Annotated in this window: 13 protein-coding genes; 4 read left to right on the top strand and 9 right to left on the bottom strand. The window is 66.6% G+C overall.

What is annotated here, in order from left to right; translation table 11 throughout:
• Window position 1 precedes the first annotated feature (1 nt).
• From JHW40_RS06245 to JHW40_RS06230, 4 genes are read right to left on the bottom strand one after another with little or no spacing between them, the layout of a single operon-like run.
• Entirely contained in the window at window positions 2-604 is a 603-nt protein-coding gene (locus JHW40_RS06245; RefSeq protein ID WP_090610759.1) for a pyridoxamine 5'-phosphate oxidase family protein, read from the bottom strand.
• Complete coding sequence (locus JHW40_RS06240; protein WP_090610616.1) at window positions 588-1,367, bottom strand: lysophospholipid acyltransferase family protein; 780 nt, start codon at window positions 1,365-1,367, stop codon at window positions 588-590. Before JHW40_RS06240 ends, JHW40_RS06245 begins: the two co-directional genes overlap by 17 nt.
• Entirely contained in the window at window positions 1,364-2,296 is a 933-nt protein-coding gene (locus tag JHW40_RS06235) for a cell division protein FtsX (protein ID WP_090610758.1), read from the bottom strand. Before JHW40_RS06235 ends, JHW40_RS06240 begins: the two co-directional genes overlap by 4 nt.
• Window positions 2,297-2,304: 8 nt before the next feature.
• Complete coding sequence (locus JHW40_RS06230; protein WP_090610615.1) at window positions 2,305-2,979, bottom strand: cell division ATP-binding protein FtsE; 675 nt, start codon at window positions 2,977-2,979, stop codon at window positions 2,305-2,307.
• An 88-nt stretch (window positions 2,980-3,067) separates the two neighbouring features.
• On the opposite strand from JHW40_RS06230, the gene JHW40_RS06225 reads away from it, so the two are divergent.
• Window positions 3,068-3,751, top strand: coding sequence for a zinc-ribbon domain-containing protein (locus JHW40_RS06225; protein ID WP_170851731.1), 684 nt, complete (start codon window positions 3,068-3,070; stop codon window positions 3,749-3,751).
• Between the two features lie 3 nt (window positions 3,752-3,754).
• On the opposite strand, the gene JHW40_RS06220 is transcribed toward JHW40_RS06225, so the two are convergent.
• From JHW40_RS06220 to argH, 4 genes are read right to left on the bottom strand one after another with little or no spacing between them, the layout of a single operon-like run.
• The gene (locus JHW40_RS06220; RefSeq protein WP_244519115.1) at window positions 3,755-6,328 is read right to left on the bottom strand and encodes a DUF4175 domain-containing protein; all 2,574 of its coding nucleotides are present in this window, start codon (window positions 6,326-6,328) and stop codon (window positions 3,755-3,757) included.
• Window positions 6,319-7,584 (bottom strand): diaminopimelate decarboxylase, encoded by a 1,266-nt coding sequence (lysA, locus tag JHW40_RS06215; RefSeq protein WP_090610613.1) that lies wholly within the window; start codon window positions 7,582-7,584, stop codon window positions 6,319-6,321. The genes JHW40_RS06220 and lysA overlap by 10 nt, the downstream gene beginning before the upstream one ends.
• Window positions 7,585-7,752 (bottom strand): hypothetical protein, encoded by a 168-nt coding sequence (locus JHW40_RS06210; protein WP_170851730.1) that lies wholly within the window; start codon window positions 7,750-7,752, stop codon window positions 7,585-7,587.
• Window positions 7,749-9,170 carry an argininosuccinate lyase gene (gene argH, locus JHW40_RS06205; RefSeq protein WP_090610612.1) on the bottom strand — a complete coding sequence of 474 codons (1,422 nt, stop codon included), beginning with the start codon at window positions 9,168-9,170 and terminating at the stop codon, window positions 7,749-7,751. The genes JHW40_RS06210 and argH overlap by 4 nt, the downstream gene beginning before the upstream one ends.
• Before the next feature lie 21 nt (window positions 9,171-9,191).
• Here argH and JHW40_RS06200 point away from each other — a divergent pair, with 21 nt between their 5' ends.
• Complete coding sequence (locus JHW40_RS06200; RefSeq protein ID WP_090610611.1) at window positions 9,192-9,737, top strand: TlpA disulfide reductase family protein; 546 nt, start codon at window positions 9,192-9,194, stop codon at window positions 9,735-9,737.
• Here JHW40_RS06200 and JHW40_RS06195 read toward each other — a convergent pair.
• On the bottom strand, window positions 9,712-10,290 hold the full coding sequence (locus JHW40_RS06195) for a DNA-3-methyladenine glycosylase I (RefSeq protein WP_090610610.1): 579 nt from the start codon (window positions 10,288-10,290) through the stop codon (window positions 9,712-9,714). The genes JHW40_RS06200 and JHW40_RS06195 overlap by 26 nt on opposite strands.
• Before the next feature lie 93 nt (window positions 10,291-10,383).
• On the opposite strand from JHW40_RS06195, the gene JHW40_RS06190 reads away from it, so the two are divergent.
• Both JHW40_RS06190 and JHW40_RS06185 read left to right on the top strand, forming a co-directional pair.
• Window positions 10,384-11,199, top strand: a complete 816-nt coding sequence (locus JHW40_RS06190; RefSeq protein ID WP_244519114.1) for an EAL domain-containing protein — start codon at window positions 10,384-10,386, stop codon at window positions 11,197-11,199.
• A gap of 127 nt (window positions 11,200-11,326) precedes the next feature.
• Window positions 11,327-12,499: an acetyl-CoA C-acetyltransferase gene (locus JHW40_RS06185; RefSeq protein WP_272849079.1), complete on the top strand. Its 1,173-nt coding sequence runs from the start codon at window positions 11,327-11,329 to the stop codon at window positions 12,497-12,499.
• The last annotated feature ends 97 nt before the right edge of the window (window positions 12,500-12,596 follow it).

Below are 12,596 nucleotides of genomic sequence, written 5' to 3'. Positions count from 1 at the left end.
GCTACCACATGCTGCGGGCGGCGCGTTCGGGCCAGATGCGGTCATATTCGGCGCCGCCGACCTCTCCTTCGGTCATGGCGGCAAGGATCTGGCCCGGCGTCGGCAACCCGTCGCTGTCGTCCAGCCCCGCCCACAGCCCCGAGCGGATAATCGCCCGCGCGCATTGGAAATAGACCTCGTCCAGCTGCACCACGATCACCGTGCGCGGCAGATGGCCCTTGCGGGCAAAGCTGTCGCGCAACCCGTGGTCGTCGGTCAGCCGCGCCCGGCCATTGACCCGGATCGCGTTTCCCGACCCGCGCACCAGAAACATCAAGCTGACCCGCCCGTCGCGCAGGATGTTGCGGATCGAATCGATCCGGTCATTGCCCTGCCAGTCGGGAATCGCCAGTTGTCGCGCATCCAGCGCCCGCGCCACCGGGCCATCATCGCCGCGCGGGCTGCAATCAGTGCCTTCGGGGCCGACAGTGGCAAGGGCGCAGAACCGCGCCGCCTCGATGAAACGGCGATATTCGGGCGTCAGGTGGTCGGCGACCTTGCGCAGCGACGTGGCCCCGGCCTCGTTGTACAGCCCTTTCAGATCCGCCTCATTCAGCCAGCGCATGACGATACCCCGCCTCTTCCATCAACTGATCGGACCGGGTTTCGACCCGTTCTTCCAGCCGGGACATGAATTCCTCGGTGCTTTCGGCGGCAATGACCGGCAGGAACTCGATCACGGCGCGACCGGGCCGGATGCCCCAGCCACTGCGCGGCCAGAACAGGCCGGTATTGACCGCCACCGGCACCACCGGCAGGCCGGTCGCCTCGCGGATGGAGCCGACCCCGTGCTTGTAGGCGCGCCGTTCCCCCGGACGGGTGCGCGTGCCCTCGGGATAGATGATCAGCTGGCCCAGCCCGTCGCCCGCCATCCGCTCGCGGATCTGGCCGTTGATCGCGCGCATCGCATCGCGCCCGCGCGAACGGTCGATGGGGATACAGCCAACTTTCCACGCATACCAGCCCATGACCGGGACGCGCATCACCTCTCGTTTCATGATGAAATTGCGGCGCGGCAGGGCATAGGCCAGCGTAAGGATGTCCAGAAAGCACTGATGCTTGGCCGCAACGATACAGTCGCCCGCCGGCAGCACGCCGCGCACCTCGCAGCTGACCCTCATATGCAGGCGCGCGGCCCACAGGACATAGCCGATCCAGCGCGTCGCCACCCGGTTCGCGCCCGCGCGACCGCCCGACATGACCAGCGGGATGCCGACCAGCCCCATGATCAGCGTCGCCAGCGCGACATGCAGATAGAACAGCCCGTTCTGGACATATTGCCACGGCGTCAGAGGGCCCGGCCGCGGGCTGTCCCCGCGCCTGCTCATCGCACCGATTCCAGCATCTTCAGCGCCGCCCAACGGGTCGCGAAAAAGCCGACAGCCGCCGCGACGACCGGGATCAGCAGCGGGATCAGCCAGCCCCAGCCCTGAAAGCCAAGGCCGGTCAGAAAGCCGCCCGACGCATTCGCCCCCGGCAGCGCCGCGACGGCGGCCATGCCCGCCAGCGTGCCGCCAGCCGCCCCGATCGCGGCGCGATGGGTAAAGCGGCGCACGAAGGCGGTGGCGATGGTGATGTCGCGCGCCCCGATCAGGCGCAGCACCCGGATCACCTGCAGATTGGCCGCCAGTGCCGCCTTGGCCGCCAGCGTGATCATCGCCGCCGAGGCTGCCCCGATCAGCACCAGCGAGAATATCCCCATCACCCGCAGCCGCTGCGCCGCCGAGACCAGCGGGCGGCGCCATTCGGTGTGATCGTCCAGCACGGTGCCGGGCGCCTCGGCTTCCAACCGCAGGCGCAGGCCCTGGGCGTCGAAATCGCGCCCGGTGATCGGCAGCTCGATCAGGTCGGGAACCGGCAGCGCATCAACGGGAATATCGGGGCCGAACCACGGCGCCAGCAGGGTCGCCACCTCATCATCGGGCAGCAGGCGGGGCTGGCCCAGTCCCGGCGTGGTCTGCAACAGCTGGATCACCGACTGGGTGCGGGTTTCCTGATCGGCGGCATCGGCGCTGACCCGGACGGTGACCGATTGCGCCAGTTCCGACGACCAGCGGTCAGCCAGCCGCCCCGTCGCCAGCGCCAAGGCCAGCGCAAAGACCGCCAGAAAGGCCATCGCGGCGGCGGAAAACAGCGTCAGCTGCGCGGTAAAGCCGGTCGGCGGCACGATCCGGTCGCCCGCCCCGCCATCGCCCCGCAGCAGCCCCTGCCCCAGAGCCTTCAGCTTCAGCGCCTTGAAATCTGGTCGTTTCTTCATTTTCAGCATCACAGATCCGCCCCCGCCAGATGCAGGGTGCCGCCCGCGATGCGCAACACCCGCGCCGCCACCTGCGCCTTGGTCGCGCGGATCAGGTTCAGGTCATGGGTGGCGACCAGAATGGTCTTGCCGGACTTGTTCAGCTCGATCAGCAGCTGCATCAGCCGCATCGACATGTCCCAGTCCAGATTGCCCGTGGGTTCATCCGCCAGCACGATATCGGGTGACAGGATCACCGCCCGGGCCAGCGCCGCGCGCTGGCGTTCGCCCCCCGACAGTTGCGGCGGCATCGCGCGGGCATGCTGGCTGAGTTGCACCCAGCCCAGCAGATCGCGCAGCGCCTGCATGTCCACATTCTCTCCCGCGATGCTCAGCGGCAGGGCGACATTCTCGGCAACCGGCAGGTGATCAAGAAATTGTGTATCCTGATGCACCACCCCCACCCGGCGGCGCAGATCGGCAATGCCGTCGCGCGACAGGCCGTGGATGTCCTGCCCGAAGGCGGTCATCTGCCCGGCACTTGGCAGCAACTCGGCATAGCACAGCCGCAGAAAGGTGGTCTTGCCCGCGCCCGAAGGCCCGGTCAGGAAATGGAACATGCCCGGTTGCAGGTCCAGCGTCATGCCTGACAGCAGCTGCTCGCCCGCATGATAGCCGAAGCCGACATCCCTCATCTCGATCAAGCGGCACCCCCGTCACTCTTGCCTTGCGCGGCTTGGAAGCCGACCTTCGGCTTGATAGAACAGCATGACAGCGAATGCGAGGGTCGCAATGGACGAAATCAGGCTGACATGCGAATCCTGCGGGGTGCAATACCAGCTGCCCGGCGATGCGATTCCCCCCGGCGGGCGCGAGGTCGAATGCACCTCTTGCGGCCACAGCTGGATGGCGCGTCCGCAACTGAAGCCGCTGAGCCTGTCGCAAAGTTCGACCATCGGCGACGATCCTGCCGAGGCGGAGGATGACGAACCGACGGGCGAGCCGCGGCTCAGCCGCCCGCTGCCCGCCAATGTGCTGGCCATCCTGCGCGACGAACTGGAATTCGAGCGCCGCGCCCGCGCCGCCGAAACCACCGAAGATACAGCGGACCAGCCCCCCGCAACCGACGCCGCCGATGCCGACTGGCCCGCGACGACGCTGCGCTGGCCCGGCCCGTCGGCGCAAACGCAACCCCAACCGCCCGCGCCGAAACCCGAAACACGGCCCGAGGCCCCCGAAAAACCGCTGCCGCTGGCCCCGGTGCTTGTTGCGGAGCCCGCCACGATGCCGGACCCCCGGCCCTATCGCACCGGCTTCGGTCTGGCGGCGATGATCGCGGCGCTGTTTCTGTCCTTCTATCTGCTGGCGCCCTCGCTTGGCGATGCGGGCCCGCTGGGGGAACGGCTGATCGAGGCCCGCACCAGCATCGACGACACCCGCGCCCGGCTGCGCGCCTCGCTGTTCGGCGGCGAATAGGCCTCAGAACCGTTCCAGCAGGCGATCCAGATAGCCGCGCTCATCCGCCGGACGGTCGCGTTCGGCGGTGCGCCTGCGGATCTCGTCCAGCAGATCGCGCGCCCGCTGCGCCGGATCGGCACCCTCGGCCAGCGGATCGCCGCCGCCGATCACATTTCCATTACCGCCCTGCTCGCGCCCCAGCGGGTCGAGGACAGGCCGCCCGTTATAGGGCATGCCGTCGCGCCCGGCACGGCGACCCTCGCCCTGCTGTTCGGACTGTTCCTGCCCCTGCTGCCCGTCACCCTGCTGCTGGCCGTCATCGGCCTGCCTGCGCTGGTCTTCGGACAGCATATCGCCAAGGGCACGCATCCCTTCGCGCATGGACTGGATCGCATCGGCCTGCCGCTGCAACGCACCGCCCATATCGCCACGGCGCAGCGCCTCCTCGGCTTCCTCCATCGCGCGCCCGGCCTCGTCCAGCCGCCGCCCGGCCTCGTCGCCACCCTCGGACCCCTGCCCCGGCAGCAAACCGCGCTGCTGGCCCAGTTCCTCGCGCAGGTCGCGCTGACGCCCGGCCAGATCGCCCTCTTCGCCGTCCTCACCGCCCTCGCCGGATTCGGGCTGCCCGCGGCCGAACTGCTCCTGCAATTCGCGGAAGGCCTCATCCGACAGACGCTGCTGTTCGCGCAGGGTATCGGCCAGCCGGTTCATCGACTGCCCGCCGGGGCCGCTTTCGCCACCCTCTCCCTCACCCTGACGGACCTGCAAATTCTCCATCATGCGGTTGAACTGCTCCAGCAATTGCTGGGCTTCGGCCATGCGGCCCTCATTCATCAGCCGTTGGATCTCATCCATCATCTGCTGGATCTGGTCGCCGGTGATCTGCTGCCCCTGCTGATTGCGGGTAAAGCGTTCCGAGGGGTCCTGCTCTCCCTGCTCGGCCAGCATGTCGGTATAGGCGTCGGTCGCCTCTTTCAACTCATCCATCAACCGCTGGATCTCATCGGGATTGGCGCCCTGACGGATCGCCTCGGACAGCCGTTGCTGAGCCTGCCGCATCCGTTCCAGCGCGTCCGACAACCCGCCATCCTCCAGCATGACCGCCGCCTGCCACAGGGCCTCGGCCAGCCGGTCACGCGCATCATCGGACAGCGGCCCGTCCTGCTCCAGCACCGAGACCGCGCCGCGCAATTCGCGATACAGCGCATCATCGACGAAACCGTCGGGCTGCCATGTCAGGGCGCGCAGGATCTCGGCGCTGCGGCCCGCATTGCCGCGCGACCACAACAGATCGCGCCGCATCTCGATCAACGAGGCCGCCAGCGGGTCAAAGAACCGCCGCCCCGGCAGGATCACCTGCATCGGTTGCGACTGCCCGGCCTGTTCGATCCCGTCCAGCGCGTGCAGGCTGACGGTGACGGGCAGGTTCGCCCAGGGGTGCCGGGCCAGATCCTCGACCAACTGCCCGCGCAATTCGCGCCGGTCCCCGCGCGGCATCGGCAGCGCCAGCTCGACCGGCTCGCGCGGTTCAGGATCGGTGGCCAGCCCATGACGGCGATCGACCGCCTCCAAATTCAACGCGATCATCGCATGGCCGGACAGGACGCCATGATCGTCCGTGGCCTCGAATTCCTGCACCATGCGGCCATCGGCCCGCCGCACCGGCGCCGCCCCCGCCCGGATCACCGGCGGCGCGTCGGGCAAAACGGTGACATCGAACCTGCGGCCCGCAATCTCGATCGTCCCGGATTGCTCGGCCCGAAAACCCGGCGCATCGGCATCCCCCCCCTCGGACGGACCGATATCCTGAACGACCTCGCTGCCGCTGCCATACAGCCGGAAGCTGACGGTGCTGCCCTTGGGCAGTTCCAGAACCTGCCCCTCGGGCAAGGCATTCATGTAAATCGTCGGACGACCGGTATAGGCGGGCGGCTCGGCCCAGCCCTCCCATCCCGGCCCGGCAGGACGTTCGGTCATCATTTCCGGCATCCGGTTGAAGGTGGCGGCAATCGCCGAAACGCCCTGCCCCATCTGCCCGGCCCCACCAAAAATCAGCGCCATGACCAGCGCCACCAGCGCCACCAGCCGCAGCGCAAAGGGATCGCGCCGGCTCAGTTCCGCATCGGGCGCCACCGGACGCGCCGCCCCGGCCCGCGCCCGCATCTGCGCCAGATGCGCCTGCCACAACGCACCCTCGCCACCGATCGCGGCCTGATCCACCAGCGCCGTCAGCGGCCGCCCCGGCAGGGTCCGGTCCACCCGCTCCATCGCCGCATCCGCCAATGCCGGGCGATAACGCAGCCCGCCGCGGACAGCGGCCACCACCAGCGCCAGCAGAACCGCCCCCGCCAGCCAGGGCAGAACCGCATCCGGCACAGCCGCGACGATCCCCAGCGCCAACGCGGCAAAGACAAAGCCCAGCAGCGCCGCCAGCACCCAAAAGGCCCGCGCCGCCGCCTCCCAGCGCATCCCCCACAGCGTCAGCCGCAGGGCACGCGAAACCGGCCCCATCTTTGGTGCGAAAATATCCTCGGGGGTCCGGGGGCAGACAGCCCCCGGCTCGGACGTCTCCGACTGGTGTCGCGTCAAAGCCATGCCGGGATGCTATCCCGCGCCAGCATTTCCTCAAATGTCGGCCTTGCCCTGATGACGGCGAATTGATCGCCGCTGACCAGAACCTCGGGCACCAGCGGCCGCGAGTTGTACTCCGACGCCATCACCGCGCCATAAGCCCCGGCCGAGCGGAAGGCGACCAGATCTCCCGCCGCCAGCAGCGGCAGTTCCGCGCCCTTCTGGAACGTATCCCCCGATTCGCAGACCGGACCGACCACGTCGAAGGGCTGCACCGCCGCACCCGGTGCGGCTTCGATTACCGGGACAATATCGTGATGGGCGCCATAGATAGCCGGACGCAGCAGGTCGTTCATCGCCGCGTCGACGATCAGGAAATCGCGGCCCTCGCCCTCTTTCAGCCAGATCACCGAGGCCAGCAACACCCCGGCATTGCCGGTGATATTGCGGCCCGGCTCGATCTCGATCTCGCAGCCCAGATCGCCCACCGTCTCGCGGATCACCTGACCGTATTCGATGGGCAAGGGCGGTGCGTTGTTGTCACGCCGATAGGGAATGCCCAGCCCCCCGCCCAGATCGAGGCGCGAGATCACATGCCCGTCGGCCCGCAGCGCGCGGGTCAGTTCGGCCACCTTGTCATAGGCGGCGCGGTAAGGCTCCAGATCGGTCAGTTGGCTGCCGATATGCACATCGACGCCGACGACACGCAGCCCCGGCAGCGACGCGGCCTCGGCATAGACCTGACGCGCCTTGGCAATCGGGATGCCGAACTTGTTTTCCGACTTGCCGGTCGCGATCTTCTCATGCGTTTTCGCATCCACATCTGGGTTCACCCGGATCGCCACCGGCACCGCGGCGCCCATGCTGGCGGCCAGTTCCGACAGCGCCCGCATCTCGGGCTCGCTCTCGATATTGAACTGGCGGATGCCGCCCTCGATGGCCAGCCGCATCTCGGCCAGGGTCTTGCCGACGCCGGAAAACACGATCTTGTCGCCCGGCACGCCCGCCGCCTTCGCGCGCAGATATTCCCCGCCAGAAACGACATCCATCCCCGCGCCCAGGTCGCCCAGCAGCTTCAGCACCGCCAGATTCGAATTGGACTTCACCGCAAAGCAGACCAGATGATCGGTCCAGTCCAGCGCCTGCCGGAACAGCCCGAAATGCCGCGTCAGCGTGGCGGCGGAATAGACATAGACCGGGGTGCCGACCTCGGCCGCGATCCGCGCCAGCGGCACATCCTCGGCATGAAGCTCGCCACCGTGATAGTTGAAATGATCCACCTACAGCTCCGTGATCACACCGACGGTCGCATGACCCGAGATCGAGACATTCGGGTTCGACGTTGTCGCGGCCGCACTGGGCCGCTGCGGTGGGCCATCGACGCCGCAGCCGGACAGGACCAGCAGCAGCACCACGATGACGCCAGCGATGATGACGACGTTTCTCATGCCAGTTCTTCCTTTTCCAGCCGCTCTTTCCACCGCGCGATCTGCGCGCGCACCTGATCCGGTGCCGTTCCGCCATAGCTTTGCCGCGACGCGACCGAGTTGTGAACACCCAGCACGCTGAACACATCCCCGGTGATCGCGGGATTGACCGCCTGCATCTCGTCCAGCGTCAGATCGGGCAGATCAACGCCCTGCGCCTCGGCCGCTGCTACCAGCGTGCCGGTGACGTGATGGGCATCGCGGAAGGGCAGCCCGGCCTCTCGCACCAGCCAGTCGGCCAGATCGGTCGCGGTGGAAAAGCCGGCCGAGGCCGCAGCCTCCAGCTTGTCACGGTTCGCGCTCAGGTCCGACAGCATCCCCGCCATCGCGGCCAGCGCCAGCAGCAGGTTGTCGGCGGCGTCGAAGACCTGTTCCTTGTCCTCTTGCATGTCCTTGGAATAGGCCAGTGGCAGGCCCTTCATCACCGTGAACAGCGCCACCGTCGCCCCAAGGATGCGCCCGATCTTGGCGCGGATCAGTTCCGCCGCATCCGGGTTGCGCTTCTGCGGCATGATCGACGACCCGGTGGACCATTTGTCCGACATCGACACGAAACGGAACTGGGCGGATGACCAGATCACCAGCTCTTCCGCCAGCCGCGACAGATGCACCGCGCAGATCGAGGCTGCCGACAGGAATTCCAGCGCGAAATCGCGGTCGCTGACGGCATCGAGGCTGTTGGCCATGGGCCGGTCGAAATCCAGCGCCTTCGCCGTCGCATCCCGGTCGATGTGATAGCCGGTCCCGGCCAGCGCCGCCGCGCCAAGGGGCGATTCGTTCATCCGGCGGCGCGCATCCTGAAAGCGCGACAGGTCGCGGCCGAACATCTCGACATAGGCCATCATGTGATGGCCCCATGTCACCGGCTGCGCGGTTTGCAGATGGGTAAAGCCCGGCATGACCCAATCGGCCCCGGCCTCGGCCTGCGACAAAGCGGCGCGGATCAGCGCCCCCAGCCCGCCGATGGCCGCGTCGCATTGATCACGCACCCAAAGCCGGAAATCCGTCGCCACCTGATCGTTGCGCGAACGCCCCGTATGCAGGCGCCCGGCGGGTTCGCCGATGATCTCTTTCAGCCGCGCCTCGACATTCATGTGGATGTCTTCCAGCGCGGCCCGGAAGGGGAAATCGCCCGCCTCGATCTCTGACAAGACCGTGAGAAGCCCTTCCCCGATGGCGCTTGCATCGCTATCGCTGATGATGCCTTGTGCGGCCAGCATGGCGGCATGGGCCCGGCTGCCCCGGATATCCTGAGCGTAAAGCCGCTTGTCGAAGCCGATCGAGGCGTTGATCGCCTCCATGATGGCGTCGGGCCCTGCGGCGAAGCGCCCGCCCCACATGCTGTTGGCGGCGTCCTTGGTCTGGGGCCGGTCGGTCATATCTTGTCCTTCGGAGGTCACATGCTGCGTTCTGTCCTGCTTTATACGGCACTGGTTTTAGGTGCAAATGCCGCCTCGGCTGCGGACGTGGACTGGGATGCCGCAAAGGCCGGTCTGCCCAAGCTGGTGCAGTCCTCGGATCCGGCGCCGGTCGGCACCACCGAATTCACCGATCCTGATGGCGGAACGCATTCGCTGGCCGATTATCAGGGCCAGATCGTGCTGCTGAACTTCTGGGCGACATGGTGCGCGCCCTGCCGCGAGGAAATGCCCGCGCTGGATGAATTGCAGACCGAGCTGGGCGGCGACGATTTTCAGGTCGTCACCATCGCGACGGGACGCAATGCGGTGCCCAAGATCCACGATTTCTTTGACGAGGTCGGCGTGACCAGCCTGCCGATCCTGCTGGACCCGCGCCAGCAACTGGCCCGCGAAATGGGCGTGGTCGGGCTGCCGGTCAGCGTGCTGATCGACCGTGACGGCAACGAGATCGCGCGACTGATGGGCGATGACGACTGGGCCTCGGACCCGGCGAAAGAGCTTATCCGCCAACTGTCAGCGCCTTGACCCCGGCATGTTGCGGGCAGGTGGTGACATGGTCGTTGACCATCCCGGTGGCCTGCATGAAGGCATAGGTGATCACCGGCCCGCAGAAATTGAAGCCGCGTTTCTTCAGCGCCTTCGACATGGCGGTCGATTCGGGGGTGGCGGCGGGCACCTCGGCCATGCTGGCAAAATCATTCTGGATCGGCTGGCCGCCGACAAAGGACCACAGCCAGGGCGCGAACCCCTCCTGCCCCTCGATCTCAAGGAACCGCTGCGCGCCGCGCACGGTCGATTCGATCTTGCCGCGATGGCGGATGATGCCGGGGTTTTGCAGGGCGCGCTCGATCCGCGCAGCATCCCATGACGCGACGCGCTGGGGGTCAAACCCCTCGAATTCCTCGCGGAATGCGTCGCGTTTGCGCAGGATCGTGATCCAGCTGAGCCCCGCCTGAAACCCGTCCAGCACCAGCTTTTCCCACAATGCGCGCGCATCGTATTCCGGCACACCCCATTCATCGTCGTGATAGGCGACATAAAGCGGGTCGCTTCCGCACCATGTGCAGCGTTCGTTCATCGCCTGTTAACCCTGAGTCCAGAAATCCCTGCATCTTTACAGCAAATTAAGCCATGATCGTCACAGTGCAGGAAAACCATCCAGAGGCAAGATGTGACCGACGGCAACTCTTTCGACAGCGGTTCCCCGCTTGAATACGCGATCGGCAAGCAGGACCGCATCACCATGCCCGCGGTTCGCGCGGCGGTGGAAAAGGGCAATGGCGTGCTGGCCTATCAGCCGATCGTGCAGGCCAGCCGCACCGACCGCGCGGCCTATTTTGAGGGGCTGATCCGCATCATCGACGATACCGGCCGGATCATTCCGCTGAAGGACTTCATGCCGCTGGCCGAACGCACCGAACTGGGACGCCAGATCGACTGCCTGTCGCTGGGGCTGGGGCTGCGCGATCTGGCCAATGATCCATCGCTGCGTCTGGCGGTGAACATGTCGGCGCGTTCGATCAGTTGCCCCGACTGGATCCGCACCCTGCGGCAGGGGCTGGCCCAGGCCGATGTCGGCGAAAGGCTGATACTGGAGATCACCGAAAGCTCGGCCATGGGGATGCCCGATCAGGTCCACGGCTTCATGCGGGAGGTGCGCGAACACGGCATCAGTCTGGCGCTGGACGATTTCGGCGCGGGCTATACCTCGTTCCGCTATCTGCGCGATTTCTGCTTTGACATGATCAAGATCGACGGCCAGTTCATCCGCGACATCGCACAGCATGCCGACAATCAGGTGCTGACCCGAGCGCTGATGTCCATCGCCCATCATTTCGACATGTTCACCATCGCCGAATCGGTCGAAACCGCCGAAGACGCAGCCTTCCTGATCGAAATGGGGATCGACTGCCTTCAGGGCTATTATTTCGGCGCGCCGACCATCGCGCCGCCATGGAAGAACCCGCCCTCGGTCGCGCGGCGATGATTCCATTGGCCATGTCATACGTTAACGGCGCCCTTCATGGTTGTCCGCGCCTTGACGCCGGGTCATGAAACCGCATCCTTGACACGATTCGCCGGAACTTCCGGCGGCAAGGCAAGGGGAGCCCATCATGACCAAAGCCGTAATTGTTTCCGCCGCCCGCACGCCGGTCGGCAGTTTTCTGGGATCTTTCGCGAATATCCCGGCGCATGATCTTGGCGCCGCGGTGCTGAAAGAGGTCGTGGCCCGCGCCGGCGTCGATCCGTCCGAAATCAGCGAGACGATCCTGGGACAGGTGCTGACCGCCGCACAGGGGCAGAACCCCGCGCGTCAGGCGCATATCAATGCCGGGCTGCCGCAGGAATCCGCCGCGTGGCTGCTCAATCAGGTCTGCGGCTCGGGCCTGCGGGCGGTGGCGCTGGCCGCGCAGCAGGTGGTGCTGGGCGATGCCGCCATCGTTCTGGCGGGCGGACAGGAAAGCATGTCGCTGTCGACCCATGCCGCCTATCTGCGCGCCGGGCAGAAGATGGGCGACATGCAGATGGTCGATACCATGATCCGCGACGGGCTGTGGGACGCCTTCAACAACTATCACATGGGCCAGACCGCCGAAAACGTGGCCGAGAAATGGGGCATCACCCGCGACCAGCAGGATGAATTCGCCGTCGCCTCGCAGAACAAGGCCGAAGAGGCGCAGAAGGCGGGCCGGTTCGATGACGAGATCATGGCCTATACCGTCAAGACCCGTAAGGGCGAGGTGACCGTGGACAAGGATGAATATATCCGCCACGGCGCCACGCTGGAGGCGATGCAGAAGCTGCGCCCGGCCTTTGCCAAGGATGGCAGCGTGACCGCCGCCAATGCCTCGGGGCTGAATGACGGCGCCGCCGCGGTGATGGTGATGACCGAGGATGAGGCCAGCCGTCGCGGTCTGACGCCGCTGGCGCGCATCGCATCCTATGCGACGGCGGGTCTGGACCCGGCGATCATGGGCACCGGCCCGATCCCGGCCAGCCGCAAGGCGCTGGAAAAGGCCGGTTGGTCGGTCGGCGATCTGGATCTGGTCGAGGCGAACGAGGCCTTCGCCGCGCAGGCCTGCGCCGTCAACAAGGACATGGGCTGGGACCCGGCGATCGTGAACGTGAACGGCGGCGCCATCGCCATCGGCCACCCGATCGGCGCCTCGGGCTGCCGCATCCTGAACACGCTGCTGTTCGAGATGAAGCGCCGCGACGCGAAAAAGGGCCTCGCCACCCTGTGCATCGGCGGCGGCATGGGCGTCGCCCTCTGCCTCGAACGCTGAACGCTGAACGCTGAACGCTGAGACAGTGCGATTTGCGGCCCCGCCTGAAGAAGGGCGGGGTCGCAAAGCAAGGTTTTATTCTGACCACAACACGTCA

The organism is Paracoccus alcaliphilus, assembly GCF_028553725.1.
GTDB lineage: Bacteria > Pseudomonadota > Alphaproteobacteria > Rhodobacterales > Rhodobacteraceae > Paracoccus > Paracoccus alcaliphilus.
The sequence above is the reverse complement of the archived record's forward strand: the minus strand, read 5'-3'. Positions and strand labels throughout refer to the sequence as shown.

What these genes read in the sequence shown, in the direction of transcription:
- JHW40_RS06245 (WP_090610759.1), bottom strand. Translation starts at nt 604, where the DNA reads ATGCGCTGGCTGAATGAGGCGGATCTGAAAGGGCTGTACAACGAGGCC.
- JHW40_RS06240 (WP_090610616.1), bottom strand. Translation starts at nt 1,367, where the DNA reads ATGAGCAGGCGCGGGGACAGCCCGCGGCCGGGCCCTCTGACGCCGTGG.
- JHW40_RS06235 (WP_090610758.1), bottom strand. Translation starts at nt 2,296, where the DNA reads ATGAAGAAACGACCAGATTTCAAGGCGCTGAAGCTGAAGGCTCTGGGG.
- JHW40_RS06225 (WP_170851731.1), top strand. Translation starts at nt 3,068, where the DNA reads ATGGACGAAATCAGGCTGACATGCGAATCCTGCGGGGTGCAATACCAG.
- JHW40_RS06220 (WP_244519115.1), bottom strand. Translation starts at nt 6,328, where the DNA reads ATGGCTTTGACGCGACACCAGTCGGAGACGTCCGAGCCGGGGGCTGTC.
- JHW40_RS06210 (WP_170851730.1), bottom strand. Translation starts at nt 7,752, where the DNA reads ATGAGAAACGTCGTCATCATCGCTGGCGTCATCGTGGTGCTGCTGCTG.
- argH (WP_090610612.1), bottom strand. Translation starts at nt 9,170, where the DNA reads ATGACCGACCGGCCCCAGACCAAGGACGCCGCCAACAGCATGTGGGGC.
- JHW40_RS06200 (WP_090610611.1), top strand. Translation starts at nt 9,192, where the DNA reads ATGCTGCGTTCTGTCCTGCTTTATACGGCACTGGTTTTAGGTGCAAAT.
- JHW40_RS06195 (WP_090610610.1), bottom strand. Translation starts at nt 10,290, where the DNA reads ATGAACGAACGCTGCACATGGTGCGGAAGCGACCCGCTTTATGTCGCC.
- JHW40_RS06185 (WP_272849079.1), top strand. Translation starts at nt 11,327, where the DNA reads ATGACCAAAGCCGTAATTGTTTCCGCCGCCCGCACGCCGGTCGGCAGT.